Below are 25,421 nucleotides of genomic sequence, written 5' to 3'. Positions count from 1 at the left end.
GGGTCAGCGGAACGGTATGAAACCCTGTGACCGGTCGAGAAGGAACGGCGAGCCGGCTGCCCCGGGCGTCCAACCGCCGGCGCGGGCGGTGCGAATGCCGTCGGCGACGTGCGAGGGCAGGAGCGGCGCGGCCGTTCTTCCCACCCAGTTGCCCGGATGCGGCTGACCGGTCGTGACCACCAGGATCGCGCCCGGACCGTCCGCGAGCTCCACCGCGTACGTGAGGGGGGACCACACCATTCCCTGGCCGTACGTCGGCCTTCCGCGCACCCTCCAGCGGTAGACGGCGCCGTCGACGGTGATGCGCCGCGCCCCCTTCCTGGCCAGTGCCATCGCCACGCCCTTCCCTGCGGATCCTGCGGATCCCGCGAACTGTACGAGCAGCGCGAGCAGTTCGAAAACAGCACGGCCTGCGCCCGGCCCGCACGCCAGGAATGCCGCCGCAACGACCGGCGGGCCGCCGCCGATTTGCCGAAGCGGCAACACGGCTGGCCGCGCCCGACACGAACGCCGCATGATCGGCGAAGAGCCGTGCGCCCGCGGACCCGAAGGCCGGGCGCGCACACCGGAGACCCGTGGAGGACTCATGCCGCAGCAGCAGGCCACCGACGCCACCCACCGACTGGTCCCCTCGCCTGCGGGCCGGATCCACCTGGTGGAGCAGGGGAGCGGCCCGCTGGTGCTGCTCGTGCACGGCTTCCCGGAATCCTGGTACTCCTGGCGTCACCAACTGCCGGCGCTGGCCGCTGCCGGATACCGCGCGGTCGCCGTCGACGTCCGCGGCTACGGCCGTTCGTCCAAGCCCGCCGCCACGGACGCGTACCGGATGGTCCACCTGGTGGAGGACAACGCCGCGGTGGTGCACGCCCTCGGTGAGCGGTCCGCAGTGATCGTCGGACACGACTGGGGGGCGAACATCGCCGCGAACTCCGCCCTGCTCCGGCCGGACGTCTTCCGCGCGGTGGGCCTGCTCAGCGTGCCCTACGCCCCCCGCGGCGGTCCGCGGCCCGGTGACGTCTTCGCCCGGATGGGCGGGGAGGAGGAGTTCTACGTCTCCTACTTCCAGCAGCCGGGCCGTGCGGAGGCCGAGATCGAACCCGACGTACGCGGCTGGCTCGCCGGCTTCTACGCCGCGCTGTCCGCCGACACCATGCCCGCACCCGGCGCCCCGGACCCCCACTTCGTGAGCAGGGGCGGGACGCTGCGCGCCCGGTTCCCCGCGGGCCCGCTGCCCGGCTGGCTCGGCGAGGACGATCTCGACGTCTACGCGGGCGAGTTCGAGCGGACCGGCCTGGGCCCGGCACTGAACCGCTACCGGAACATGGACCGGGACTGGGAGGACCTCGCAGCCTTCGACGGCGCGCCCCTCACCCAGCCGTCCCTGTTCATCGGCGGCGCCCTGGACGCCTCCACCGTGTGGATGGCCGACGCGATCGACGCCTACCCCACCACGCTGCCCGGCCTGGTCTCCTCACATCTCCTCGACGGCTGCGGCCACTGGATCCAGCAGGAACGCCCCACCGAGGTCAACCGGCTCCTGACCGGCTGGCTCGCCGCACTGCCCGCCTGACGTCTGCGGTCCGTACGGCTGCCGAGGTACGGCCGGACGGTCATGGCTGTCGCGGAGCGCCGGCCGGGACGGCGCCGACCGGCACCCGACCCCGCCGAGGCGCGAGCCCCGATGTTCCGCTACGGGCCTCGGCGAACCGACGAAAGCCGCCACCGGGGTTCGTCCCCCGGCGGCGGCTCTGTCGTGGTTCAGCCGAGCTCGGACGTCGCGTACGCCTCGATGGCGTCACGCTGGTAGGCGGCCAGGCCCGGGGCGATCGCCTCGTACGCGGCGCGCCAGGCGTCGTTGTCCACGCAGGAGCGCCCGATCGCGCGGTACTCGTCGGCAGAGACGGCGCGCAGTTCCGACAGCGCCCGGTACTGGGCGTCGATCTCGGCCTGCACGGGTTCGGCGTCGACCGGGTTGCCGGCGGCCATGAGCTCGGCCAGCCGGATCATCTGCGCCGTGCGCTCGCGATGCCCCGCCTCCGCCTCGGCCTGGCTCATCGTGGCGGCCCGCCGGCCGACATCCTCGGCGAGTTCGGGGAAGTCGCGCATGTTCTGTCCGTACTGGGAGGGCTGCACGCCCTCGAACAGGTTCTCCGGTCGGTTGATGGCGGTCATGTGTCTGCCGTCCTTCCTGGACTGTTCCAGTTCGGCGATCGTGCGGGAGACGGTGCCGGCCAGTGCGTCGAGCCGGTCCCGCTCGGCGAGCAGCCGCCGGTGGTGGCCGCGCAGGGCTTCCACCTCGTCGACCTGCTCGGCCAGGATCCGGCCGATCTCGGGCAGCCCGACGCCCAGGGCCCGCAGTACGAGGATCTGCTGCAGCAGCAGGAGCTGGTGCTCCTCGTAGTAGCGGTGGCCACCCGCACCGATCCGGGCCGGAGGCAGCAGACCGATCTCGTCGTAGTGCCGCAGGGTCCGGGCGGTCACGCCCGACATCCGGGCCACCTCCGCGATCGGCCATTCCATCGCCGCTCCCTCACGAGTGCGTCACCGGGCCGGTTTCTCCGGCCCTGGTCAGGACGGTAGAAGCTGCCGCAGCGGCAACTGCAACCCATCGTCCGAACCCGGCTTCGGCCCTGTGCGGTCGGACGGTCAGCGCCCGGCCCGGGGAGAAGGCTCCGTGGACGGGGCGGGCGCCGGCTCCAGGCGGACGCAGCACTGGCCGGGGGCGGGCGCCAGGCACGCCTGGAGGCCGTCCTCGCCGAGCCCTTGGAGCACGCCGCGCAGCAGGTGGAGGTTCATGCCGCACACCGTCTCGGTGTGTTCGCGGGCGAGCGCGTGGAAGGGACAGTTGCCCAGAACGACGGCGTCCCCGTCGTGGCGGGGCTCGAATCCGTACCGTTCCAGCAGGTCGAGCACGTCCGTGGTGTCCTGCCCGGCGAGCTGTGCGCCGAGCCGGTGCGCTTCGCGGTGCAGGACGGTCCTGACCGGTTCGCCGGTGGCCTCGGACGCCTCCACGGCCTGCGCGAGGAGCCGCCCGGCCAGTTCGTAGTGTCGCTCGGGCAGGCTGACGGCGACCTGCTTGGCCGAGCGCTTGTACAGCTTGGCGGGCCTGCCCGCCCCGGGACCGGTGCGTCCGCTGCGCCGCTCGTAGACGACGTCGAGCAGTGATTCGTCGGCCAGGCGGTCCAGGTGGAAGGCGGCCGTCTGCCGGGCCAGGCCGAGAGCTTCGGCGGCCTCGTCACGGCTGACCGGTCCCGGCCCCGGAACGGCCGGGGCCCCGGGCCCGCCGCGCGGGCAGATCAGGGGCGTGCCGGGGGCGGCAGTTCGGCGTGCACGACCGTGTAGCCGCCCTTGGTCACCGGGGCGTACGGCGCCGGCGCCATGCACGTACCGACAGGGGCATCCTCGGGGGCGGTCGCACCGCCCGGCAGCAGATTCACGCCGTTCCACGAGAAGCCCACACGGTCGCCGGAGCGGTTCTTGCCGTCCTTGCCCCCGTCGTAGACGCTGAATCCGAGCCGCCGGCCGATGTCGAGGGGGCCGCCGGGACCCACCTCGGTGATGACCGCCGTCAGTGTCGCCGAACGGGGACCGGTGACCAGGCAGTCCACCCGCCCCTCGGCCGTGTAGGTGACGTCCCGCGCGGCCGAGTAGTGCGAGATCCTGACCGTTCCCCGGGCGTCGGTGGGCAGACCCGTGGGTATCCCGGGCAGCGGCCGGCTGTACGGAGCGGCGACCGCGTCGAAGCTGAACGAGCGGACGTCGTCGTCCTGGTGGTAGGGCAGCACGAAATCCGCACGGCCGGTGACACTCGCGTACGACGGCGTTCCACGGCCCCCGGCGGAGGCGTCGGAGGCCCCCGAGGCGCTGGAGGCGCCGCTCACGGCGAGCGCTGCGACGGCCGCGGTCAGCACGGCCACGGTCCTGCGTGGTGACGGAGAAAGCACGGTGATCTCCCGGGAGTCGGTGTGTTGCGACGTATCACATCCTTCACGCCGTCCCCTCCCGGGCCATCGGCCCTGAGCGGCAACTCCCCGCGCCGGCCTCGGCCGTTCGGCGGACCCGTGGTCGCTCTCAGGTCGCGCGGACCGGCGCGACGAGGCGCGCAGGTCCCGGCGGCGGGCGCCCCGCGCCGGGCCGCTGCCGGGTCGGCGTGAACCCGGACGGATGCCGTGCACGCCGGGGGGCGGGGTCGGCGTCCGGCGGGCGCCGGCGAGAAGACGATCACCTCTCGGGAGGAACGGCAGCACGTCGAATGCCGCACCGCCGAAAGCTGACGTGTCGACCCCGCCCCTGGCCATATTGATGCACCAGATACGTTGTTGCAAGTAATGTGCAATAGAGGTTGGGTGTCCCTGGACGATCACCCACACGGAACGAAAGGGGACGTGCCTGATGGGCACCTACGCGCTTCCCGACCTGCCGTACGACTACTCCGCGCTCGCCCCGGCCATCACGCCGGAGATCCTGGAGCTGCACCACGCCAAGCACCACGCCGCCTACGTCAAGGGCGCCAACGACACCCTGGAACAGCTCGCCGAGGCCCGGGAGAAGGACCTGATCACCCCCACCGGGCTGGTGGGCCTGGAGAAGACCTTCGCCTTCAACCTCTCCGGGCACGCCCTGCACTCGATCTTCTGGCAGAACCTCTCCCCGGACGGCGGCGACCGCCCCGTAGGCGCCCTCGCCGACGCCATCGACGAACACCTCGGCGGCTTCGAGGCGTTCAGGAAGCAGCTCACAGTCGCCACCACCTCGGTGCAGGGGTCCGGCTGGGGCGTGCTGGCCTGGGAGCCGCTCGGCCGCCGCCTGATCGTAGAGCAGGTCTACGACCACCACGGCAACGTGGGCCTGGGCAGCACCCCGCTGCTGGTCTTCGACGCCTGGGAGCACGCCTACTACCTGCAGTACAAGAACGTCCGCCCGGACTACGTCACCAAGCTGTGGGACCTGGTCAACTGGGAGGATGTCGCCGCCCGTTACGCGGCAGCGGCCGGCGCCTGACCTTCACGCGGGCCGCGCGCGACCGCACCGTACCCGCGTCCGCCTCCGCAGCCGCCCGGCGCCGCCGTCCCGCACCGCCGGTCGGCACCGGCCACCGGGGGAGCGGCGCGGCCTCGTTCGGCGCGGTGCGGTCTCGTTCACGCGGACCGGCCTCGTTCACGCGGCGCGGCGCCGCTCACGCGGCGCGGCGCCGCTCACGCGGCGTGGGTGACCCGCAGTTTCGACTGGCCGTGCGGCAGTTGTTCCCAGTCGTCCATGAAGCGGGCGGTGAGGCCGTGCCGGGCGGCCAGCCGGACCAGCGTCTGGGTGCGGTAGTAGAAGTCCTCGCCCAGTACCTGGTGCTCGCGCGTCTCGGTGCGGTCGTAGGTGAAGTCGAAGAATCCGCCCGGTGCGAGCACCCGCCCCACGTTCGCCAGGCATTCGTCGATGATCTCCAGCGTCGAGTGCGAGAAGACGCTGTGCGCGTGCACGACCGTGAACGCGGCGTCGGGGAGGAAGTCCAGCGTCAGGTTGTCGACGGGCGTCAGATACGGAAGCTTGTGCTGGAGCCCGTAGCGGACGAGGGTCTTCTTGGCCTCGATGAGAATGTCGGGGGAGATGTCGATCCCGTAGTAGTGGCCGGGCTCCAGATGGTCGATGAACCGCCAGCCGGCCCGCAGATTGCCGCAGCCGATCTCCAGCATCCGGTCCTGCGGCTTCAGCCCGTGCTCGCGCAGGTAGTCGAACTGCATCTGCCCGATGGCGAGCCAGCGGTCGTGCGAGGGCCCGCCTCCGACCGCCGCCTCCGGGCTCCTCGCGGTGTCGGAGGCCATCACCGCCCGGTAATAGGCGACGTGGCCGCCGCGGTGGCGCAGCCGCAGCCATGTGTCCCGGCCCGCCCGGCGCAGGTAGGGCAGCACGCGTTGCGGATGCCGCAGCGCGTACTGCGCCTTGTGGCCGAGGCTCGACCGGTTCGTCGACAGGCGGGATGCGGGTCGTTGCGGCATGACGGCCTCCGTGCCATCGGTGGGCGTCCCCCTTCCCGGATGCTAACCACGGGCGGCCCCGATGGCCGCGGGCTCACCCGTTCGGCACACACTCCACCCGGGACCCGACGCCCCGGCCGTCCTTCTGCCGCAGGCGGTGCGCGCTCCCGCTGCACGCCGCCAGGACCGGAACGCCGCACCGGCCGGCCGAGCAGGTTCTCGAACCCTTGCGCGTACCGCTCGGCGAACTCCCGCGCTGACCCGCTCGCGGCGAACCCCGGCCCGCACAGGGCGCCGCCTCCACGGAGGCCCGCGCACGGCCCCCGAACGGACGCCGTGCCGTGCGTCTCCGGCAGGGCCGCCAGAGGGTGAAGCCATGCCGTCCACACGAGCGATGTCCGCCGCTGTCCTGCTGTCCACCGCCACCCTGCTCTCCTGCTCCCTGACGGCCTGTACGCCGGCGGCACAGGACGGCGACCAGGGCGGCCGCGGCGGCACAGCGGCCGACGGACAGGCCACGGGCCGGTTCCGGCAGCAGTCCCTGGACTGGAAGGACTGCCCGGCGCCCTCGCCCGTCCAGGGCGGCGGCAGGGCACCCGAGCCCCTGCCGGACGGCACCCGGTGGCAGTGCACCACCCTGCAGGCGCCGCTGGACTGGCGGAAGCCCTCGGGGGAGTCGATGGGCATCGCGCTGATCCGGGCCCGCTCCAGCGCCGGCGCCGGCGACCGGATCGGTTCGCTCCTCTTCAACTTCGGCGGCCCCGGGGAATCGGGAGTCGCCACCCTGCCCGGCCTCGCCCCCGACTACGAGAAGCTCCGCTCCCGGTACGACCTGGTCAGCTTCGACCCGCGCGGCGTCGGCAACAGCCGGGGCGTGCGCTGCCTGGACGCCGGCGCCGCCGACGACGACGAGGTGGACGACACCCCCGACGACGGCGGCGACGAGAACAACGCGCTGGTCGCGTTCAACCGCGAGACGGCCGCGGCGTGCAAGAAGAACTCCGGCGACATCCTCCCGCACGTCGGTACCACCGAGGCCGCCCGGGACATGGACCTGATGCGGCACGTCCTCGGCGACAAGAAGCTCCACTACTTCGGGATCTCGTACGGCACCCAGCTCGGCGGCGTGTACGCCCACCTGTTCCCGAAGAACGTCGGCCGGGCCGTTCTGGACGGCGTCGTCGACCCCACCCGCAACATGATGGAGCAAGCCCTCGGGCAGGCCGGAGGGTTCCAGCTCGCCTTCGAGCACTTCGCCGCCTGGTGCGCCGAGCAGGGCTGCACGCTCGGCGACAGCGGCGAGGAGATCGTGGACACCACCGTGGAGCTCGAGGCCGACCTCGACGACGCTCCGCTCCCCACCTCCGACGGCAGTGAACTCGACGGCAACAAGCTCACCGGTGCCATCATCAGTGCGCTCTACCGGCAGGAGTTCTGGCCCGCCCTCCTGGTGGGCCTGGAAGCTGCCGCCGGCGGCAACGGCGACATCCTGCTGGACCTGGCGGAGGAGCTGGGGCAGCGCGGCGCCGGCGGCGACACCGCCGGCAACGACGACGAGAGCAACGAGGACGACGCCTTCAGAGCCATCACCTGCGACGACTCCAGCGACCGCTACACCGTGGCGGACGTGGAGGCGAAGATGCCCCAGTTCGTCGAGACGTCGCTCCTGTTCGGGCCCGCCCTGGCGTGGGGCACACTCGCCTGCGACGGCTGGCCGGTGCCGGGAGAGGCCGAACACCCCGAGGTGAGCGCGCCCGGCGCGCCGCCGATCCTGCTGGTCGGCAACACCGGGGACCCCGCCACCCCCTACGAGGGCGCCGCCCGCATGGCGGAGCAGCTCGGCAAGGGAGTGGGCTTCGAACTCACCTACAAGGGCGAGGGCCACGGCGCCTACGACAGCGGGAACGCGTGCGTGCAGAGCGCCGTCAACGCGTATCTGCTCGACGGGAAGCTCCCGGGGAGCGGCGCGGTGTGCGAGGCGGAGCCGCTGCCGCAAGGCAAGTAGCCCGGCACGGCACGCCGGCGCGGATTCTCCCTCCACAAGGGCGCACGTGCCCTCTGCAGATCTCCGGGGCCATCCGCCGGTCCAAGCCCCGCTGACCCGGCAGAGGGCATGTCCGCATGCCCCGGGCGCGGCTTCGCGGCTTTACGTGTGGCATCGCGTTGGCTGGGCACTCCACCGCTTTCCGAACCGCGCACGAAGGAACCGCCAGAACCGCCCGGGGGTCACACACATGGTCACATCCACCCGCACGCCGGCGCCCGTTCCCGTGAAGGGCCGCACGCGGGGCCAGGTCGTCATCGTGTGGCTGACGACCACGGATCACAAGAAGATCGGGCACCTCTACCTGGTCGCGTCGTTCCTGTTCTTCATCGTCGCCGGGGTGATGGCCCTGCTGCTCCGTGCGGAACTGGCCCGGCCGGGCATCCAGATCCTCTCGAACGAGCAGTACAACCAGACGTTCACCATGCACGGCACCATCATGCTGCTGCTGTTCGCGACGCCCACCTTCGCGGGTTTCGCCAACGCCGTCATGCCGTTGCAGATCGGCTCTCCCGACGTGGCGTTCCCACGGCTGAACATGCTGTCGTTCTGGCTGTTCTTCTTCGGCGGACTGATCGTGCTGAGCAGCCTGTTCACCCCCCAGGGCGCCGCCGACTTCGGCTGGACCGCCTACACACCGCTCAGCGGCGGCGAGCGCTCACCCTACGTCGGCGGCGACCTGTGGATCATGGGCCTGGCGCTGTCCGGGTTCGGCACGATCCTCGGCGCGGTCAACTTCATCACGACGATCATCTGCCTGCGCGCCCCGGGAATGACGATGTTCCGGATGCCGATCTTCACCTGGAACATCCTGTTCACCTCGGTCCTGGTGCTCTTCGCCTTCCCCGTCCTCGCGGCCGCGCTGCTGGTCCTGGAGGCCGACCGGCGTTTCGGCGCACAGGTGTTCAACCCCGAGAACGGCGGCCCGCTCCTCTGGCAGCACCTCTTCTGGTTCTTCGGCCACCCCGAGGTCTATATCATCGCCCTGCCGTTCTTCGGCATCGTCACGGAGATCCTCCCCGTCTTCTCCCGCAAACCGATCTTCGGCTACGTCGGCCTGATCGGGGCGACCATCGCGATCACGGGCCTGTCGGTGACCGTGTGGGCCCATCACATGTTCGCGACCGGCGCGGTCCTGCTGCCGTTCTTCTCCTTCATGACGTTCCTCATCGCGGTGCCCACCGGGGTGAAGTTCTTCAACTGGATCGGCACCATGTGGCGGGGGTCGCTGTCCTTCGAGACGCCGATGCTGTGGTCCGTCGGCTTTCTCGTCACGTTCCTCTTCGGCGGCCTGACCGGCATCATCCTCGCCTCGCCGCCGCTCGACTTCCACATCACCGACAGCTACTTCGTCGTGGCCCACTTCCACTACGTCGTCTTCGGCACCGTCGTGTTCGCCATGTTCGCCGGCTTCCACTTCTGGTGGCCCAAGATGACCGGCACGATGCTCGACGAACGCCTCGGCAAGATCCACTTCTGGACGCTGTTCACCGGCTTCCACACCACGTTCCTCGTCCAGCACTGGCTCGGCGCCGAAGGCATGCCGCGGCGCTACGCCGACTACCTCGCCGCCGACGGCTTCACCGCCCTCAACACCCTCTCCAGCATCGGAGCGTTCCTCCTGGGCGCCTCCACGCTCCCCTTCTTCTACAACGTCTGGAAGACGGCCAGGAGCGGCAAGCGCATCGACGTCGACGACCCCTGGGGCTACGGCCGTTCCCTGGAGTGGGCCACCTCGTGCCCCCCGCCGCGGCACAACTTCACCACGCTGCCCCGGATCCGTTCCGAGTCGCCCGCCTTCGACCTCCACCACCCTGCCGTCACCCAGCTCGACGCGGCCGAAACCACCGGCCGGCGCGACGTCGTCGAACCGGGCAAGGGCGTGGCACCTCTGAGCCGGGACGAGAACAGCACAGAAGAATGAGACGCATCCCGCACCTCACGGCGGGTGCGAGCACCCGGCACTGGGGAACCCCGCCGAGCGAAAGCGGGAGCGCCGAAGGGCGGTCACAGGAACGAGAACCGCTCTTCCTGCGACCGCAGTTGCTGCTGAAGAGCCGTCAGCGGCCTCTGCGGACCCGGGCCGCCTTACGGGCCTCCGCGAGACCCCGGGCCTCGGCCGTCCTGCGCGACTCCTTCGGGGCCCGGGCGCCCAGACCCCGGAACGGCGCGTTGCCGCCGGCGGACTTGTCGGCGACAGGCGGCCGCTTCGCCCCCGTGATGCCCGTCAGCTTCTCCTCGCCGGAACGCACCTGGGTGACCACCGGCCGGATCCCGGCATCGGACATCATCCGGTTCACCTCACGCCGCTGACCGGGCGTGACCAGGGTGACCACCCGGCCCGACTCACCCGCACGCGCCGTACGGCCGCCCCGGTGGAGATAGTCCTTGGGGTCGGCGGGCGGGTCGACGTTGACGACAAGGTCGAGCGCGTCGACATGAATGCCCCGCGCCGCCACGTTGGTGGCCACCAGCACGGTGACCTCACCGCTCTTGAACTGGGCGAGCGTGTGCGTGCGCTGCGGCTGCGACTTCCCGCTGTGCAGCGCGGCCGCCCGGATCCCACTGCCGCGCAGATGGCGGGTGAACTGGTCGACCGCGTGCTTGGTGTCCAGGAACATCAGCACCCGCCCGTCCCGGGCGGCGATCTCCGTGGCCGTGGCGTACTTGTCCGCCGGATGGATGTTCAGCACATGGTGCTCCATCGTGGTCACCGCGCCCGCCGCCCGGTCGACCGTCGCGAGCACCGGGTCATGGAGGTAGCGGCCCACCAGAAGATCGATGTTGCGGTCGAGGGTGGCCGAGAACAGCATGCGCTGCCCGCCCGGCCGCACCTGGTCCAACAGCTCCGACACCTGGGGCAGGAACCCCATGTCGCACATCTGGTCCGCCTCGTCCAGCACCGTGATCCGCACCTGGTCCAGGTGGCAGTCCCGGCGCCCCACCAGGTCGGCCAGCCGGCCCGGGGTCGCGACGACCACCTCGGCGCCGGCCCGCAGCCCCGTCGCCTGCCGCCCGATCGACAACCCGCCGACCACCGTCGCAAGCCGCAGCCCCAGCGCCGACGCGTACGGGGCCAGCACGTCACTCACCTGCTGCGCCAGTTCCCGGGTCGGCACCAGGACCAGCCCCAGCGGCCGCTTCGGCTCGGCACGCCGGCCCGCGGTACGGGTGAGCAGGGCCAGCCCGAAGGCGAGAGTCTTGCCGGACCCGGTCCGCGCACGGCCGAGGATGTCCCGGCCGGCCAGCGCGTCGGGCAGGGTGGCCGCCTGGATCGGGAACGGTTCCGTCACCCCGGAGCCGGCCATCACCCGCGCCACTTCCGGGGGCAGGCCCAGTTCGGCGAAGGACTGCGCGGGCGGCGAACCGGGCGTCAGCGTCACCGCGGAAAGCTCACCCTGCACGGCCGCCGGCCGGGTCTTGCCGGCACCGAGGCGCCCGGCGGCTGACGGCTTCGCATTCATGGGGGACCCTTCCGTGGTCTGGCGCCCGGAACGAGCCGGGGCCCGCACCCCTTGGTACGGGCCCCCGGAACGACGAAGCGTGACCCCATTTTACCCAGACGCCACCCACCCGGCCGGGCCCGCCCACCCCGCCCGGCGCCGGCCCCGCACCGCGGCCCCCGCAGACCGGCACGGGCACCGATTAACGGTGACCCCCCTGCCTCCGGCAGGATGAGCACCCATGACCGAGATCCGCACCCCCCGCCTCATCCTCCGCCGCTGGGACGACGACGACCTCGTACCGATGGCGGACATCAACGCGGACCCCCAGGTCATGCGCTGGGTCGACGATTCCTCCCCGCACGATCTCGAGCGCACCGCCGAGGCGATCGAGCAGTGGGAAGAGGAATGGGACGAGGAGGGCTTCGGCCTCTTCGCCGTCGAACTGCTCGCCTCCGGCGAACTGGCCGGCTTCACCGGACTGTCCGTGCCCGAGTTCCTGCCGGAAGTGATGCCCGCCGTGGCGATCAGCTGGCGCCTCGGCTCCCAGTTCTGGGGCCAGGGATACGCCTCCGAAGCCGCCCAGGCGACGCTCGAGTTCGCGCTCCAGGACCGCGGACTCGACCGCGTCATCAGCATCAGCCGCGCCGGGGACGACGCGTCCGAGAACGTCATCCGCAAGCTCGGCATGGTGCTCGAGCGCGAGACGGTGCACCCCGAGTACGGCTTTCCGCTGCGCGTCCACAGCATCGACCTCACCGAATTCCAGGCCTGAGCCCGCCGGGCGCCCGGCGCCGCCCTCGCCGGGCCCCCGATCCGCCGGGCGCCGCCGTGCGTCACCCCCGCCCCGCGTCACCCCGCCCCCGCCCCGCCGCCTCCGTCCCCTCCCCGGCCTGCCCCGCCGTCGCCGTGACGCGCCGCGGCACCGCGGGTTCCGGCAGGGTGCGCAGCAGCAACCAGCTCAGCACGGGCATCACGACCAGCGGAGCCAGCGCCGTCCGCAGGGACGTCGCATCGGCGAGCCGCCCGATGAAAGGGCCGGCCAGACCGCCGGCACTGACGGTGAGACCGAGGGTGATCCCGCCGGCGGTACCGACCCGCGACGGCAGATAGTCCTGACCGAGGGTGACCTGCAGCGAGAACGGCACATACAGACCGGCCGACGCCAGCGCCACGAACACGTAGAGCACCGGCCCCGGGGCGGTGACGATCCCCGCGACCGCGACGGCCGTGGCCAGGTACGACCAGCGGGAGACGACGACCCGGTCCCAGCGCTCGGCCAGGTGCCCGCCCACCACGGAGCCCACCGCGCCGCCGAGATAGAGCACGAACAGCGCCGCGGTGCCCGCCGCCGCACCGCCTCCCGTGCGCTGCCGCGCATACAGCGCGATGAAGGTGCTCAGACCGACGAAGACGACCGACCGGCAGATCACCGCCAGCGACAGCTTCACGAACGACACCCGGTCGTCGGCCCCCCTCGCCGCCACCGGGCCGCAACGCACACTCCCGTCCTTCTCCAGCGCCTTCAGCACCGGCAGGCACAGCACGCTGCCGACGAGAGCCGGCACCACGAGCAGCGGCGACAGCCGCAGCCCTGCACCGGCGACGACCGCGGTGACCATGAGGGGCGCGAGCGCGAAGCCGAGGTTCCCGCCGAGGGAGAACCAGCCCATCCCCTTGTGACTGCCCCGGCAGGCGAGCCGCGCGACCCGAGCAGCCTCCGGATGATAGGCGGCCACCCCCAGCCCCGACACCGCCACGAACACCAGCGTCCACCCGTAGGAGCCGCTCACACCGCTCCCGGCGATACCCACCCCGCCCACCAGCGTGCTCACCGGCAGCAGCCACGGCATCGCCCACCGGTCGGTCAGCACCCCGAACACCGGCTGGGCCACCGACGACAGCACCGACGCGGCAAGCACGATGCCGGACACCGCCGCGTAACTGTAGGCACGCTCGGCCACGAAGAACGGCACGAGCGACGCCACCGCGCCCTGGTACACGTCCACGCAGGCATGCCCGACCGACAGCAGGACCACCGACTTCTTCCGCACGCCACCATCGTCGACGGCACACCGGCTGTCGTACTTCCAATAAACTGCCCGCCGATGCCGCAGATCCGCCACCAGCCGGTCGCTCCCACCCGGACCCAGAGCCTGGCCACCGGGACCCGGATCGACGCCCACCAGCACGACGACCACCAGATCGTCTACGCGGGGCGAGGAGTGCTGACCGTCACGACCGGCACCGGCACCTGGGTGGCACCCGCCACCCGCGCCATCTGGATCCCGGCCGGCACCGTCCACGCCCACCAGGCCCACGGCGACCTGGAACTGCACCTCGTCGGCCTGCCCGCCACCGACAACCCCCTCGGCCTCGACCGGCCGACCGTGCTCGCGGTCGCCCCCCTGCTCCGCGAACTCATCCTCGCCCACACCCGCCCCCCACTCGACGACAGCCCCGAACGCACCCGCCTGCGCGCCGTACTCCTGGACCGACTACGGGCCTCGCCCCAGCAACCGCTCCACCTGCCCACACCCACCTCCCCCCTGCTGAGGGAACTGTGCGACCTGCTGCGCGCCGACCCCGCCGACAACCGCACCCTGGCCGCACTGGGCAGGACCGTCGGCGCGAGCGACCGCACCCTGTCCCGGCTGTTCAAGTCCGACCTCGCCATGACCTTCCCGCAGTGGCGCACCCAGCTGCGCCTGCACCACGCACTGGTCCTGCTCGCGCACAACACCCCCGTGACCACCGTGGCGCACCGGTGCGGCTGGTCGTCCGCCAGCGCGTTCATCGACGTCTTCCGCCGGACCTTCGGCCACCCCCCCGGCACACACCACCGCCACCGGCCCCACTGACCCCGGCCCGGCACCGCACCCCCTCGCCAAGGCCGGCCGCACCGCGAGCCCTGACCGTCGCCGCCCGCTCGTACTGGACCCGCACCCGCCGCCTCACGGACCCCGCGACCGGCCCGCCACACGAAGCAGCCGGCAAGGTCGCCAAGAAAGCCGGAAGAAAATGAGGGGACCGTGTCGATACGGCCCTGCCCCGTTCGTCGTCATCATGTGCGGCACCCGCCGCACGAGAAGACGACAGCCCCTGAGGGAGTTCGACCATGAAGTACATGATGCTGATCAACAGCGGCGCGACCGACGCGAACGGCGGTGCCGCCGAATGCACCGTCGAGGACTGGATGGCCTACGACAAGGCCGTACGCGACGCCGGCATCCTCGTCTCGGGCGAATCGCTGGCCGACCTGGTCACCGCCACCAGGGTCCAGGTCGGCGCCGACGGCGAACGGACCGTCACCGACGGGCCGTTCGCAGAGACCCGCGAAGTCCTCGGCGGCTTCTACGTCATCGACGTACCGGACCTCGACATCGCCCTCGACTGGGCCGCCCGCTGCCCCGGAGCACGCGGCAGCGGATCCGTCGTGGTGCGACCGGTCGCCGACTTCGGGGCCTGACAGCGATGGAGGCGCGGGCGGCCGGCACGGACAGGGCGGTCGAAGCGGTGTTCCGCGAGGAACACGGCCGGCTGCTCGCCTCCCTCGTGCGCCGGTTCGGGGATCTGGACCTCGCGGAGGAAGTCGCCTCCGAGGCGGTCGAGGCGGCGCTGGTGCACTGGCCGGTCCAGGGCGTGCCGGACAAGCCCGGCGCCTGGCTGCTGACCACGGCCCGGCGCAAGGCCGTCGACCGGCTCCGCCGCGACCAGGCGTACGCCGCCCGCCTCGCCGTCCTCCAGGTGGACGCGGACCGGGCCGGCCCCGCCCCCGCCCCCGACACCGGCGTCACGGACAGTGAACTGCCCGACGAACGGCTCCAGTTGTTCTTCACCTGCACCCACCCCGCCCTGCTGCCCGAGGCCCGCGGAGCCCTCACCCTGCGCTGCCTGGCCGGACTGACGACACCCGAGGTCGCCCGCGCCTACCTCGTACCGCCCGCCACGATGGCCCAGCGGATCGTGCGGGCGAAGAAGAAGATCCGCGAGGCCCGCATCCCGTTCCGGGTACCCGGCGCCGACGAACTGCCCGCACGCCTGCCCGGCGTCCTCCAGGTCCTCTACTCCATCTTCACCGAGGGCTACACCGCCAGCTCCGGCCCCCGACTCCAACGGCTCGACCTCGCCGAGGAAGCCGTCCGCCTCGCCCGCATCCTGCACCGGCTGCTGCCCGCCGAACGAGAAGTCACCGGACTGCTCGCCCTCATGCTCCTGGTCCACGCCCGCCGCGCCGCCCGCACCGGCCCCGACGGCGAACTCGTCCTCCTCGAGGACCAGGACCGCGATCGCTGGGACCGCCCAATGATCGACGAAGGCCTGGCCCTCGTCCCCCCGGCCCTGGCCGGCGGCCCACCGGGCCCCTACGGCGTGCAGGCCGCGATCGCCGCCCTGCACGACGAGGCAGCCGACCTCACGACCACCGACTGGCCGCAGATCGTCGCCCTCTACGACGTCCTGCTCACCCTCACCCCCTCCCCGGTCGTCGCCCTGAACCGGGCCGCCGCCGTGGCCATGCGCGACGGCCCCGAAGCGGGCCTGGCGCTGCTCGACGACCTGGCGGACGACGAGCGGCTACGCGGCCACCACCCCTACCCGGCCGCCCGCGCCGACCTCCTCCAACGCCTCGGCAGACTCCCCGAAGCCGCGGCGGCCTACCGGCAGGCACTCGAACTCGCCGGCACCGAACCCGAACGCGCCCACCTGCGCCGCAGACTGGACGCCGTCGAACAGGCCGGCCCGGACACCACCACCCACCCATGACCCCCCGGCTGCGACGGCGTTCGAGACGCTCCCCGGCTCACCCACCCGCAAGCAGCCGGACCTCGGCCGCCGGCAGCCCCTTGACCCACCAGTGGTCGAAGCGCCGGTAGGCCGCCGGGTCACGAGGGGCGAGGAACGCGACGAGCGACGCGGCCTCCCCGCCCAGCTGCTCCCACACATGACCGGGAAGCGGACGGAAGGCCGTGGCCTCGATCCCGCCCTCCACCGCACGCCACACACCGGCGACATAACCGTCGACCAGCAGCGTGGGCAGCACGTCACCGTTCACCCGCGTCACGTGCCTGCGCCACTCGGGCGGGACGACACGGCTCCGGTCGGCATAGGCCAGCAGGACGCTGTCCCACATCGCCATCAGCCTCGGCGGCGCCGGAACATCCTCCGCCGGAAGCAGCCCACCGGGAACGTCGTACAGCACCGTTCCGTCAGGCCCCTCCACCTGCACGAGCCCACCGTCCAGCGAACGCACCGCCGCCCTGATACGGGCCCGCTGCACCATCGCGAACTGCGCCATGTCCGCCACCGACGCCGGCCCGAAACCCTCCAAGTAGCGCCGCACCAGCTCCCGCAGACTCCCCGCGGCCACATCCGGATCCGCCAGCACCGGCCGCTCACCCGCCGCCACGTACGACGGCCGCGTACCGAACGACCACGGCCCTCCCGTCGGCGCGTGCCACAGCGGCACGTACTGGCGCAGCATCCGCTGCGCCGCCGACTCCATCGGCGCGCCCAGCCGCTCCTCGATCAGGCCCCCTATCTCGGCCACCGTCCGCGGCCGGTCGGCGAACTCCAGCACATCCGCGACCAGTTCACCGGCGTCGTCCGCGCTGAGCCCGGATGCCGTGAACCGGGAGTCGCCGAGCCGGGAGCCGCGCAGCGTCGGCTCCATCGCCTCACGGAACGTCCGGTAGTCCTCGGCACGGACCGCGTGCAGGGTCAGCCGCATCAGCGTCGCCTTCACCGTCCGCAGACCGGCCACCGACGCGTCGAGCGCCGACGCGTCGAAGCCGCTCAGCCTGTTCCACAGGGCGATGTACGGCGAAACGGGCTGCTGCGCCTGCAGGGCGACCACCCGCCGCACCCCCTCCGCCACGCCGAGCGGCTCACGGCCGAGGAGCAACTGCCGTGCGAGAGTGGCACGGTTGAGCCCGCGCGCGGTGATCTTCATGCGGGGATTGTGCCGGGTGCGGCCGCCGCCCGGCCAGGCGGAAAACTTCGGGCCGGGCGGGACGAAGGGCTCAACGGGCCGGGCGCTGCGGGGCACTGGCCACCCCCGACTCCCGCCCGCTGAGTTCCGCGTCCAGGGTCTCCTGGGCGATGCGCATCGACTCGGCGTACTTCGGCTCGGACATCCGCTGCCAGGCCACGTCCGGTGCGACGTCCTCGGTCCGGCTCGTCACCCACCAAATGTTGCCGAACGGATCCCGCACCCTGGCGCCACGGTCGCCCCACGCACTGTCGACGACCTCGGTGACCACTCGTGCCCCGTGGGCAACGGCGGCGGCCATGGCGGCATCCGCGTCGGGGACGTAGATCCGCAGCAGTGACGGCATCACGGGCCAGTCGGGCCGCCGGTCGAAGGCGAGCACGACAGTGTCGCCGACACGGATCTCACCGTGACCGATGGTGCCGTCCTCGACCGGCACCCGCGCGAGCTCCTCACCCCCGAACGCGGCCGTGATGAAGTCGAGCAGCGCGCCGGTGTCATCGGTGACCACCCACGGCGCGACACTCGTATATCCCTCGGGCACAGTGCGGTGCATCGGCCTGTCCTCTCGTCCGGTCCTGCATGACATGACGACCGTAGAACCCGAACAGGTCAGATTCCGTCCTAAATGCCCGCGGGACGTACCGGCCCCTACGCGCCTCCCGCGACGCGACCCCGGACGCGACCGGACGGACGCCGACCCACGGTGCGCGAGCAACGGACGAGCCGGCAGCCGTCCGGGCCGCGACCGTCACCCCGTCGCGCATGCGCGCGGTGCGACGCGCGGCTCGCGCATGAGACGGGGCCGGGGAGCGCGAATCGGCAACCATGAACGCGGGTGTCCCAGCGATGGACACCGCGCGGTGTGAGGAGGCGTTCGGTGGAAGCGGCAGAACGGGACGAGCGGCGGTTGTCGGCCCGCCACGAAGCGGCGCGGCTTGCCGCCGAAGGCGTACGGGCCGTCGCGATCAGCTGGGTCGACAACGCGGGCGTCAGCCGGGTCAAGACAGTGCCCACCAGCAGACTGCCGCAGGCGGCGCACCGCGGCGTCGGCATGTCCCCGGTGTTCGACGTCTACACCTCGGACGACGCCGTCGCCACCTCCCCGCACATCGGCGGCCCCGACGGCGACCTGCGGCTCCTGCCCGACCTGGAGCGGCTCACGATCCTGGCGGCGCAGCCGGGCTGGGCCTGGGCCCCGGCCGACCGCTATGACCAGAACGGCCTCCCGTATCCGGCGTGCCAACGGCAGTTCGCCCGGCGCATGGTACGGCTGGCCGAAGCGCAAGGCCTGGAAATGCGGATGGGCTTCGAGACCGAATGGGTGGTCCTCAAGGACGACGGCACCGAAGGCCATGCCGGCCGGGGTCCCGCCTACGGACTGACCCGGGTGGCCGAGCTGTCGGACTATCTGCTGGCGGTCCACGACACGCTCGCCGCGCAAGGTATCGAGGTCCTGCAGCTCCATCCCGAGTACTCACCGGGCCAGTTCGAGGTCTCCACCGTACCGGCCGACCCCGTCCGTGCCGCCGACGAGCTCGTCCTCGTCCGCGAGAGCGTACGGGCGGTCAGCCTGGCACACGGCCTGCGTGCCGCCTTCGCGCCGGTGGTCGTCGCCCGCCAGGTCGGCAACGGCTGCCACCTGCACCTGAGCCTGCGCCAGAACGGGCGGAACCTGCACCGTGACCCCACCGCCGCCCACGGCCTCGCTGCCACGGCGAACATCTTCCTCGGCGCCGTCCTGGACGCCATGCCCGCCCTCTGCGCCATCGGCGCCCCTTCCCCTGCCAGTTATCTGCGCCTGATTCCCTCCCATTGGGCGGGTGTCCACCGCTGCTGGGGCATCGAGAACCGCGAGGCCGCGCTGCGTCTGGTGCTCGGCGAGCCCGACGACCTCGAGGGCGGGCACGCCGAGCTCAAGCCCTTCGACGCCGCGGCGAACCCCTATCTCCTGGTCGGGTCCGTCATCGCGGTGGGTCTTCAGGGCCTCGACGACGGCGGCCCCGCGCTGCCCGCCCCCGTGAGCGGCGACCCCGCCGGCCGCGGCGACCAGGAGCGGCTGCCGACCTCGCTCGGCGAGGCGCTCACCCACTTCGAACGGAGCGGAACGCTGCGCGCGGCACTCGGGGAGGCGTTGTACGGGGCAGTGCTGGCTGTTCGGCGCGCCGAGGCGGAGGCCCTGGCCGAGCACAGTCCGGAAGCGCTCGCCGAGGCCACTCGATGGCGCTGGTGACGGGCGCCGGTCGAGCCGGACCGACGGCACCCGAGGTCGCCGGGCGGCCGGCCCGCTGCGGGCGCTCCACCTGCCCGTCGACCTGATCGCCGCATCGGGGGAGCGGAGTGCCGCGAAACCGTCGCATCCTCCACACCTCGCCCTGCCTCCGTACGGGCGTGGGTCCGCCCCGTACGGATCAAGCCGGAGAGCCGGCGGCGGCCGCACATGTTCGGCTGGATCCGCGCCGGTGTGCCTGCACCGGAGGCCGACCCGCCGGTGCTCAAGAGGAGTTCTCGATGTCCCGTCAGTATGTCCCGGCCGTCGTCGGCCTCGTGGCGGTGGCGCTGGTGGCGGCCCCCGCCCCGGCCGCCCACGCCGATGACGAGGCAGCGGTGCGCGTCCGCTGCTCGGTCCCGGCGCTCGTCGCGGCGATCAACGCGGCGAACGCGTCGCCGGGAGCGGACACGCTCCGGCTGGCGCGTGGGTGCACGTATCGGCTGACGGCGCCGGATCCGGTCCATCAGGGCAATGGGCTGCCCGTGATCAGCAGCGAGATCACGATCGAGGGGCGCGGGGCGACGATCGTCCGGGACTGGAAGGCCACCGAGAAGTTCCGCATTCTCTTCGTCGGGCCGGCCGGTGACCTGACCCTCACCCGGACCACGATCAGAGGCGGCGATGCTCCGGACTGCCCGCAGTTCCCCGGTCTCGTCTGTGGCGGTGGCATCTCCAACGCCGGAATCATCACAGTGACGGACAGTCAGTTCCTCGACAACAGGGCCGAGTCGGCGCTCTTCGCCCAGGGCGGCGGCCTCGACAACCCCGGCACGGGGATCGTGCGCAACACCGAGTTCAAAGGCAACACGGCCGTCCACACCGGAACGGAGCCGGGCGCCGCGGCAGGAGCCGGCATCGCCAACGACGGTCCGCTGACGCTCACCCGCAGCCGGCTGTCCGACAACACGGTGCACGTCACACCGAACACCGACAGCATCGCGTTCGGCGTCGGTCTCGCCGGATTCGCGCAGACGGACATCAGCCACACCACACTCACCGGCAACCGGGCCGTCGCCGAGGGCGGATTCGCGCGCGCCGCGCTGACCAACGGCGCTGTTCCGCCCGCCTCGATGAACGTGACCGACAGCGTCATCCGGAACAACACGTCCAAGGCCCCGAACGGTGTCGCACAGGGCGGCGCCATCGCCAGCAACTCTCCGCTGACCGTCACCCGCACCCTCATCACCGGCAACCGGGCCCTCGCCCCCGGCGGTACCGCACGCGGCGGCGGCATCAGGAACGGCCCCTTCGGCATCCTCGACCTGGTGGACAGCCGGGTGTCCGGCAACACCGCCGAGGCCGAGAACGGTACGGCCCAGGGCGGCGGCCTCGACAATCCCGACGGCGGCACCGTGACCAGCACACGCACGAAGATCCTCCGCAACACCGTGCGTGCGGAGAACGGCACCGCTCAGGGCGGTGGCCTCTACCACGCCGTCGGAACGACCACGCTGGACAGGAACCTCGTCCAGCACAACCGTGCCGGAGACGGCGGAGGCATCTTCAAGGCCTCCGGCACCCTCACTCTGATGAGCACCCAGGTCGTGAAGAACGTCCCGAACAACTGCAGTCCGCAAGGCGCGGTCCCGGAATGCGCCGACTGACCGTGGTCGACCGCTCGTCGCCTCTGACAGCGCGCCGGGGCCCTGCGCGACCGGACCGACGCTAGCCCCAGGTGCGTGAGCACAGGACGAGCCGGTAGCCGTCCGGGTCGGCGACCGTCACGCCGTGCTCGTCCCAGTACGGATTGTGCGCGCGCACCCGGGTGCCGCCGCAGGCCACCAGCCGGTCGACCAGGCTCTCCTCCACGGGGGCGCCCAGGTAGAGCACGAACAGGTCGTCCACGGTCGGAGCCGGCTCCAGCGGGCGCTCGGGGTCGCGGGTCAGCTCGAAGTGCCAGGAGGCGCCCGCGGGGCCGACCATCAGCAGTTCGTGCTCGCCCGGGACCCGTTCGGTGCTCCGCCACAGCACCGCGAGCCCCAGCCCGTCCACGTAGAAGCGTTCGGCGGCGGCGAGGTCCCGCGAAGGGCGGGCCACACGGACGTGCGTCGAGGAGTCGATCACGCCGACGTCTCCAGCGCGGCACGCCATACGGGGCTGTCGACGTAGTGGTTGTCGAAGCGTTCCGCGGACTCGGCGATCTCCTTCGGATCGGCCTCACCGCGCATCACCCGGCCGAGCAGGCGCAGGTAGTCGAACCGGCCCATGCCGGGCGTGAACACGAACAGCGCGTCCGCCTTCGCGCCGGGCGCCGCGGCGAAGGCGTGCGGGGTGCCCGGCGGCACGGCCAGGAAGTCGCCCTCGTCCAGGACGGTGATCTCCTCGCCCACCAGCACCCGCAGAGACCCGCTGATCACGAAGAACAGCTCGGTCGCCCTGGTGTGGAAGTGGGCCGGGGCCCCCACGGCTCCCTCGGCGAAGGTGGACCGGTAACTCGTGAAGCCGCCAAGGGCCTTGTCCGACTCCCCGAGCAGTGTCATCACGCTGCTCGGGTCGGCACAGGTCTCGGCGTCCGCGCGGCGGGTCAGCACCGCCTGAAGGGGAGTGGTGGACAGGGATCCGGTGGGCGTTTCCTCGGTCATGATCACGACCCTACGGCCCGAAGTGCCCTGCGGCGCGGGTCATTTCGACGCCGAGACCCTGGGCCAATCCGTACCGGTCACGATGGGGGACGAGACCCGGGATCCAGGCGTTCGTCGCCGGTGGCCCCCTGCCCCGTCCCCACCGCGCCGCCGCCCGGCCCGGGCGCCGACGAGGGGCGCCGCGCACTGTGGAACCGGTGGGGGAGCGGAGAGCTCCCCGGCGCCGAGACCGGCAGAGAGTGATCGCTCGTCAGCTGGGAGCATGGGACACCGAAGGGATCGCCACGCGTGTTCGACCCGTCAATGCGCGAGTAATGCAGTCCTGTTCGCCCTGACCGCCGGAGGCGCGGCATGGCGGCAATGACAGGGCCCACGAGGGACGTGACGGCGTCCAGCGCAGGGGCACTGCCGCCCGGCGCCGTCGTCGCCCGGTCGAGAGGCGGGCGCTCGGACCGCGTGGAGGTTGCGGAGGCACCAGGCCGCGATGGTCCTCGCCGGCGTCAGGACGCGTGAGGTGGCTGCAGCCCCTGGAGGAGGACGGCGATCAGGCGTCGGGGGTCGTAGCGGGGGTCGTCGTCGCGTCCGATGCACAGGTTGCCGATGCCGCGCATCAGCTCGTACGGCTGCAGGCCGGGCCTGATGTCGCCGGCCTCCACCGCGGCGTCGAGCAGTTGGGCGCAGACGGGCAGCAGGCGGTCGAGGAAGTAGGCGTGCAGAGCGGCGAAGCGGTCGCTGTCGGACTGCAGGGCGTCGGCGAGGCCGTGCTTGGTGACCAGGAAGTCGACGAAGAGGTCGATCCACTCGCTCAGCGCGTCGAACGGGGAGTCGGCGCCGGCCAGCAGGTGCGGGCCGGCCTCGGCGCAGGCCTCGATCTGGTGGCGGTAGACGGCGGTGACGAGATCCGCCCGGGTCGGGAAGTGGCGGTAGATCGTGGCCATCCCGACGCCCGCCCGGGCCGCGATCTGGCGGATCGGCGCGTCGACGCCGGAGGTCACGAACACTTCGGCGGCGGCAGCGAGCACCGTCTCCCGGTTGCGCTGCGCGTCGGCCCGCTTGCCTCGGGACGGCGCCTCCCCGGCAGGGCTGTCGGTGGCCATCACGTAGTCCTTCCACACCGATTGACAAAACGGAGCAGTGCTCCGAATACTAAATGGAGCAGTGTTCCGTTTCAGGTTAGCCGAAACGGGACGCTCCTGACCGCCCTGCCCGCCACCGCCCGCAGGAGACCGGCACCGGCAGGCGCCACCGAAAGGGAAACCCACATCGTGAGCACACCCACCACCAGCACCGACACCATGAGCACGCCCGCCCCGGTCCTGTCCTACAGCCCCGTAGTCCTCACCGTGCCCGGACGCCCCGTGGACCTCCACGTACGCGTCTCCGCACCCGCGACCGGAACCGGCCTCCCCGTCCTCCTCCTCTCCCACGGCCACGGCCCCTCGCACCACCTCTCCTCCCTCAACGGCTACGCACCGCTCGCCAACTTCTGGGCCGCCCACGGATTCACCGTCATCCAGCCCACCCACCTCACCTCCCGGACACTGAGCCACCTGGTCGCCGACGCACCCGGCGCACCCGACTTCTGGCGCTCCCGCGCCGAGGACATGACCCACATCCTCGACCGGCTCGACACGATCGAACGCACCGTGCCGCAGCTCGCCGGACGAATCGACCCCACCAAGGTCGCCCTCGCCGGACACTCGCTCGGCGGCTTCACCGCCGCCCTCCTCCTCGGCGCCGGACTCGCCGACCCCGACACCGGGAACGTGGTGCACCTCCTCGAACCCCGCATCAAGGCAGGCGTACTGCTCGCCGCGCCCGGCAGAGGCGGCGAAGTCCTCAACGGGCCCATGGCCGAGCAGTGGCCGATCATCGGAGCAGTCGACTTCTCCACCATGACCACACCCGCGCTGGTCGTCGCCGGCGACAAGGACGACTCCCGGCACTTCACCGACATGGGGCCGCACTGGCACGCCGACCCCTACACCCTCGCCCCCGGCCCCAAGACCCTGCTCACCCTGTTCGACGCGGAGCACGGACTCGGCGGGATCGCCGGATACGACGCCGCCGAGACCACGGACGAGAACCCCGAGCGAGTCGCCGCCCTCGCCCGTCTCACCGCGGCCTACCTCCACACCCGGCTCCACCCCGACGCCCCCACGTGGCACACCACGTGCGCGGCACTGACGACCGGCCCCGACCCGGTAGGACGAGTCGAATCCAAGTGAGCCCCCAAAGGCGCCCTCCCGGCGACTCCTCGGAAGAACTTAAGGGCCGCTGTCGATCCGGCCACCTCCCGTTCGACGCATTGATGGAGAGCGCATTGCCGTACGAGGGATGCGCGGGGACCGGATGAGGGAAAACATGGATCAGCTACTGAGAGTGATGAACTTCAGCGTCTCAAGTGACGGCATCGGTGCCGGTGAGCACCAGAGCCTCGAGAGCCCGTTCGGCCACGTCCATCCCGAAAGGCTGTTCGCCTGGGCCGGTGCCACGGCGAGCTGGCCCATGCGCACCGACCCCGGAGGGAGCCGCGGCCTCGACGACTACTTCACGCGAGACTTCGCACGCAACATCGGCGCCGAGATCATGGGCCGCAACAAGTTCGGCCCCCAGCGCGGGCCCTGGCACGACCACGACTGGCAGGGCTGGTGGGGCGAAGAGCCCCCGTTCCACACCCCGGTGTTCGTCATGACCCACCACCACCGCCCCTCGATCACGCTCTCCGACACCACGTTCCACTTCGTCGACGGCAGCCCGATCACGGTCCTGGAGCAGGCGCGGGAAGCGGCGCGGGGCAAGGACGTCCGACTCGGCGGCGGGGTCACCACCATCCGGCAGTTCCTTGATGCCGACCTCGTCGACACCATGCACGTAGCGGTCTCGCCGGTGAAACTCGGGTCGGGCCTGCGCCTCTGGGAGTCGCCCGATGAACTCCTCGACCGGTTCCACCTCGAGGTCGTGCCCAGCCCGAGCGGCGTGACACACCACCTGTTCTGGCGCTGAACGCCACGTTGTGGGCGAGCCACCACTGCACACCGTGGTACTCGCCCACAACCGGCGGCACTTCTCGCCCGAAGGCGACCCAGCGAGGAGAAGAACAGCGGCGGCAGGGTTTCCGTCGG

General features: G+C 71.9%; 24 protein-coding genes. 12 read left to right on the top strand and 12 right to left on the bottom strand.

The window, feature by feature from the left end:
- Positions 1 to 3: 3 nt before the first annotated feature.
- Positions 4 to 333 carry a hypothetical protein gene (locus ACTMTU_RS33080; RefSeq protein ID WP_441267121.1) on the bottom strand — a complete coding sequence of 110 codons (330 nt, stop codon included), beginning with the start codon at positions 331 to 333 and terminating at the stop codon, positions 4 to 6.
- A gap of 253 nt (positions 334 to 586) precedes the next feature.
- On the opposite strand from ACTMTU_RS33080, the gene ACTMTU_RS33075 reads away from it, so the two are divergent.
- On the top strand, positions 587 to 1,570 hold the full coding sequence (locus ACTMTU_RS33075) for an alpha/beta fold hydrolase (RefSeq protein WP_441267120.1): 984 nt from the start codon (positions 587 to 589) through the stop codon (positions 1,568 to 1,570).
- 188 nt (positions 1,571 to 1,758) lie between these two features.
- On the opposite strand, the gene ACTMTU_RS33070 is transcribed toward ACTMTU_RS33075, so the two are convergent.
- From ACTMTU_RS33070 to ACTMTU_RS33060, 3 genes are all read right to left on the bottom strand, one after another.
- Positions 1,759 to 2,520 (bottom strand): MerR family transcriptional regulator, encoded by a 762-nt coding sequence (locus ACTMTU_RS33070; RefSeq protein WP_441267119.1) that lies wholly within the window; start codon positions 2,518 to 2,520, stop codon positions 1,759 to 1,761.
- 126 nt (positions 2,521 to 2,646) lie between these two features.
- Entirely contained in the window at positions 2,647 to 3,300 is a 654-nt protein-coding gene (locus ACTMTU_RS33065; RefSeq protein ID WP_441267175.1) for a helix-turn-helix transcriptional regulator, read from the bottom strand.
- On the bottom strand, positions 3,297 to 3,917 hold the full coding sequence (locus tag ACTMTU_RS33060) for a hypothetical protein (protein WP_441267118.1): 621 nt from the start codon (positions 3,915 to 3,917) through the stop codon (positions 3,297 to 3,299). The genes ACTMTU_RS33065 and ACTMTU_RS33060 overlap by 4 nt, the downstream gene beginning before the upstream one ends.
- Before the next feature lie 475 nt (positions 3,918 to 4,392).
- Here ACTMTU_RS33060 and ACTMTU_RS33055 point away from each other — a divergent pair, with 475 nt between their 5' ends.
- A complete protein-coding gene (locus ACTMTU_RS33055; RefSeq protein ID WP_441267117.1) occupies positions 4,393 to 5,001 on the top strand; it encodes a superoxide dismutase in 609 nt (202 codons plus the stop codon).
- Positions 5,002 to 5,195: 194 nt separating this feature from the next.
- Here ACTMTU_RS33055 and ACTMTU_RS33050 read toward each other — a convergent pair whose 3' ends face one another.
- On the bottom strand, positions 5,196 to 5,987 hold the full coding sequence (locus tag ACTMTU_RS33050) for a class I SAM-dependent methyltransferase (RefSeq protein ID WP_441267116.1): 792 nt from the start codon (positions 5,985 to 5,987) through the stop codon (positions 5,196 to 5,198).
- A gap of 355 nt (positions 5,988 to 6,342) precedes the next feature.
- Between ACTMTU_RS33050 and ACTMTU_RS33045 the strand changes: the two genes are divergently transcribed.
- A complete protein-coding gene (locus tag ACTMTU_RS33045) occupies positions 6,343 to 7,971 on the top strand; it encodes an alpha/beta hydrolase (protein ID WP_441267115.1) in 1,629 nt (542 codons plus the stop codon).
- A gap of 229 nt (positions 7,972 to 8,200) precedes the next feature.
- The gene (ctaD, locus tag ACTMTU_RS33040) at positions 8,201 to 9,934 is read left to right on the top strand and encodes an aa3-type cytochrome oxidase subunit I (RefSeq protein ID WP_441267114.1); all 1,734 of its coding nucleotides are present in this window, start codon (positions 8,201 to 8,203) and stop codon (positions 9,932 to 9,934) included.
- A 136-nt stretch (positions 9,935 to 10,070) separates the two neighbouring features.
- On the opposite strand, the gene ACTMTU_RS33035 is transcribed toward ctaD, so the two are convergent.
- Positions 10,071 to 11,474, bottom strand: coding sequence for a DEAD/DEAH box helicase (locus ACTMTU_RS33035; RefSeq protein ID WP_441267113.1), 1,404 nt, complete (start codon positions 11,472 to 11,474; stop codon positions 10,071 to 10,073).
- A 220-nt stretch (positions 11,475 to 11,694) separates the two neighbouring features.
- Between ACTMTU_RS33035 and ACTMTU_RS33030 the strand changes: the two genes are divergently transcribed.
- On the top strand, positions 11,695 to 12,228 hold the full coding sequence (locus tag ACTMTU_RS33030) for a GNAT family N-acetyltransferase (RefSeq protein ID WP_441267112.1): 534 nt from the start codon (positions 11,695 to 11,697) through the stop codon (positions 12,226 to 12,228).
- A gap of 61 nt (positions 12,229 to 12,289) precedes the next feature.
- Here the strand turns inward: ACTMTU_RS33030 and ACTMTU_RS33025 are convergent, their stop codons facing one another.
- Positions 12,290 to 13,507 carry an MFS transporter gene (locus ACTMTU_RS33025; RefSeq protein WP_441267111.1) on the bottom strand — a complete coding sequence of 406 codons (1,218 nt, stop codon included), beginning with the start codon at positions 13,505 to 13,507 and terminating at the stop codon, positions 12,290 to 12,292.
- A 54-nt stretch (positions 13,508 to 13,561) separates the two neighbouring features.
- Between ACTMTU_RS33025 and ACTMTU_RS33020 the strand changes: the two genes are divergently transcribed.
- From ACTMTU_RS33020 to ACTMTU_RS33010, 3 genes are all read left to right on the top strand, one after another.
- Complete coding sequence (locus ACTMTU_RS33020; RefSeq protein WP_441267110.1) at positions 13,562 to 14,314, top strand: AraC family transcriptional regulator; 753 nt, start codon at positions 13,562 to 13,564, stop codon at positions 14,312 to 14,314.
- A gap of 257 nt (positions 14,315 to 14,571) precedes the next feature.
- The gene (locus ACTMTU_RS33015; protein ID WP_441267109.1) at positions 14,572 to 14,922 is read left to right on the top strand and encodes a YciI family protein; all 351 of its coding nucleotides are present in this window, start codon (positions 14,572 to 14,574) and stop codon (positions 14,920 to 14,922) included.
- Positions 14,923 to 14,927: 5 nt separating this feature from the next.
- Positions 14,928 to 16,217: an RNA polymerase sigma factor gene (locus tag ACTMTU_RS33010; RefSeq protein ID WP_441267108.1), complete on the top strand. Its 1,290-nt coding sequence runs from the start codon at positions 14,928 to 14,930 to the stop codon at positions 16,215 to 16,217.
- A gap of 37 nt (positions 16,218 to 16,254) precedes the next feature.
- On the opposite strand, the gene ACTMTU_RS33005 is transcribed toward ACTMTU_RS33010, so the two are convergent.
- The gene (locus ACTMTU_RS33005; RefSeq protein WP_441267107.1) at positions 16,255 to 17,403 is read right to left on the bottom strand and encodes a winged helix DNA-binding domain-containing protein; all 1,149 of its coding nucleotides are present in this window, start codon (positions 17,401 to 17,403) and stop codon (positions 16,255 to 16,257) included.
- 70 nt (positions 17,404 to 17,473) lie between these two features.
- Positions 17,474 to 17,998 carry a VOC family protein gene (locus tag ACTMTU_RS33000; protein ID WP_441267106.1) on the bottom strand — a complete coding sequence of 175 codons (525 nt, stop codon included), beginning with the start codon at positions 17,996 to 17,998 and terminating at the stop codon, positions 17,474 to 17,476.
- Positions 17,999 to 18,322: 324 nt separating this feature from the next.
- On the opposite strand from ACTMTU_RS33000, the gene ACTMTU_RS32995 reads away from it, so the two are divergent.
- Positions 18,323 to 19,675, top strand: coding sequence for a glutamine synthetase family protein (locus tag ACTMTU_RS32995; RefSeq protein ID WP_441267105.1), 1,353 nt, complete (start codon positions 18,323 to 18,325; stop codon positions 19,673 to 19,675).
- 278 nt (positions 19,676 to 19,953) lie between these two features.
- Positions 19,954 to 21,318, top strand: a complete 1,365-nt coding sequence (locus tag ACTMTU_RS32990; RefSeq protein ID WP_441267104.1) for a hypothetical protein — start codon at positions 19,954 to 19,956, stop codon at positions 21,316 to 21,318.
- A 61-nt stretch (positions 21,319 to 21,379) separates the two neighbouring features.
- Here the strand turns inward: ACTMTU_RS32990 and ACTMTU_RS32985 are convergent, their stop codons facing one another.
- The 3 genes from ACTMTU_RS32985 to ACTMTU_RS32975 all read right to left on the bottom strand — a co-directional run bounded on the left by ACTMTU_RS32985 (position 21,380) and on the right by ACTMTU_RS32975 (position 23,393).
- Positions 21,380 to 21,805, bottom strand: coding sequence for a VOC family protein (locus ACTMTU_RS32985; RefSeq protein WP_441267103.1), 426 nt, complete (start codon positions 21,803 to 21,805; stop codon positions 21,380 to 21,382).
- On the bottom strand, positions 21,775 to 22,296 hold the full coding sequence (locus ACTMTU_RS32980) for a cupin domain-containing protein (RefSeq protein ID WP_441267102.1): 522 nt from the start codon (positions 22,294 to 22,296) through the stop codon (positions 21,775 to 21,777). Before ACTMTU_RS32980 ends, ACTMTU_RS32985 begins: the two co-directional genes overlap by 31 nt.
- Positions 22,297 to 22,796: 500 nt before the next feature.
- Complete coding sequence (locus ACTMTU_RS32975) at positions 22,797 to 23,393, bottom strand: TetR/AcrR family transcriptional regulator (protein ID WP_441267101.1); 597 nt, start codon at positions 23,391 to 23,393, stop codon at positions 22,797 to 22,799.
- A 168-nt stretch (positions 23,394 to 23,561) separates the two neighbouring features.
- Between ACTMTU_RS32975 and ACTMTU_RS32970 the strand changes: the two genes are divergently transcribed.
- Both ACTMTU_RS32970 and ACTMTU_RS32965 read left to right on the top strand, forming a co-directional pair.
- Complete coding sequence (locus tag ACTMTU_RS32970; RefSeq protein WP_441267100.1) at positions 23,562 to 24,524, top strand: alpha/beta hydrolase family protein; 963 nt, start codon at positions 23,562 to 23,564, stop codon at positions 24,522 to 24,524.
- Between the two features lie 136 nt (positions 24,525 to 24,660).
- Positions 24,661 to 25,302, top strand: a complete 642-nt coding sequence (locus ACTMTU_RS32965; RefSeq protein WP_441267099.1) for a dihydrofolate reductase family protein — start codon at positions 24,661 to 24,663, stop codon at positions 25,300 to 25,302.
- Positions 25,303 to 25,421: the final 119 nt, after the last annotated feature.

Source organism: Streptomyces sp. OZ13, assembly GCF_052068155.1.
Classification (GTDB): Bacteria; Actinomycetota; Actinomycetes; order Streptomycetales; family Streptomycetaceae; genus Streptomyces.
This window is presented reverse-complemented; position numbering and strand designations above follow the sequence as displayed.

What these genes read in the sequence shown, in the direction of transcription:
- ACTMTU_RS33080 (WP_441267121.1), bottom strand. Translation starts at nt 333, where the DNA reads ATGGCACTGGCCAGGAAGGGGGCGCGGCGCATCACCGTCGACGGCGCC.
- ACTMTU_RS33075 (WP_441267120.1), top strand. Translation starts at nt 587, where the DNA reads ATGCCGCAGCAGCAGGCCACCGACGCCACCCACCGACTGGTCCCCTCG.
- ACTMTU_RS33070 (WP_441267119.1), bottom strand. Translation starts at nt 2,520, where the DNA reads ATGGAATGGCCGATCGCGGAGGTGGCCCGGATGTCGGGCGTGACCGCC.
- ACTMTU_RS33055 (WP_441267117.1), top strand. Translation starts at nt 4,393, where the DNA reads ATGGGCACCTACGCGCTTCCCGACCTGCCGTACGACTACTCCGCGCTC.
- ACTMTU_RS33050 (WP_441267116.1), bottom strand. Translation starts at nt 5,987, where the DNA reads ATGCCGCAACGACCCGCATCCCGCCTGTCGACGAACCGGTCGAGCCTC.
- ACTMTU_RS33045 (WP_441267115.1), top strand. Translation starts at nt 6,343, where the DNA reads ATGCCGTCCACACGAGCGATGTCCGCCGCTGTCCTGCTGTCCACCGCC.
- ctaD (WP_441267114.1), top strand. Translation starts at nt 8,201, where the DNA reads ATGGTCACATCCACCCGCACGCCGGCGCCCGTTCCCGTGAAGGGCCGC.
- ACTMTU_RS33035 (WP_441267113.1), bottom strand. Translation starts at nt 11,474, where the DNA reads ATGAATGCGAAGCCGTCAGCCGCCGGGCGCCTCGGTGCCGGCAAGACC.
- ACTMTU_RS33030 (WP_441267112.1), top strand. Translation starts at nt 11,695, where the DNA reads ATGACCGAGATCCGCACCCCCCGCCTCATCCTCCGCCGCTGGGACGAC.
- ACTMTU_RS33020 (WP_441267110.1), top strand. Translation starts at nt 13,562, where the DNA reads ATGCCGCAGATCCGCCACCAGCCGGTCGCTCCCACCCGGACCCAGAGC.
- ACTMTU_RS33015 (WP_441267109.1), top strand. Translation starts at nt 14,572, where the DNA reads ATGAAGTACATGATGCTGATCAACAGCGGCGCGACCGACGCGAACGGC.
- ACTMTU_RS33010 (WP_441267108.1), top strand. Translation starts at nt 14,928, where the DNA reads ATGGAGGCGCGGGCGGCCGGCACGGACAGGGCGGTCGAAGCGGTGTTC.
- ACTMTU_RS33005 (WP_441267107.1), bottom strand. Translation starts at nt 17,403, where the DNA reads ATGAAGATCACCGCGCGCGGGCTCAACCGTGCCACTCTCGCACGGCAG.
- ACTMTU_RS33000 (WP_441267106.1), bottom strand. Translation starts at nt 17,998, where the DNA reads ATGCACCGCACTGTGCCCGAGGGATATACGAGTGTCGCGCCGTGGGTG.
- ACTMTU_RS32990 (WP_441267104.1), top strand. Translation starts at nt 19,954, where the DNA reads ATGTCCCGTCAGTATGTCCCGGCCGTCGTCGGCCTCGTGGCGGTGGCG.
- ACTMTU_RS32985 (WP_441267103.1), bottom strand. Translation starts at nt 21,805, where the DNA reads ATGGCGTGCCGCGCTGGAGACGTCGGCGTGATCGACTCCTCGACGCAC.
- ACTMTU_RS32980 (WP_441267102.1), bottom strand. Translation starts at nt 22,296, where the DNA reads ATGACCGAGGAAACGCCCACCGGATCCCTGTCCACCACTCCCCTTCAG.
- ACTMTU_RS32975 (WP_441267101.1), bottom strand. Translation starts at nt 23,393, where the DNA reads ATGGCCACCGACAGCCCTGCCGGGGAGGCGCCGTCCCGAGGCAAGCGG.
- ACTMTU_RS32965 (WP_441267099.1), top strand. Translation starts at nt 24,661, where the DNA reads ATGGATCAGCTACTGAGAGTGATGAACTTCAGCGTCTCAAGTGACGGC.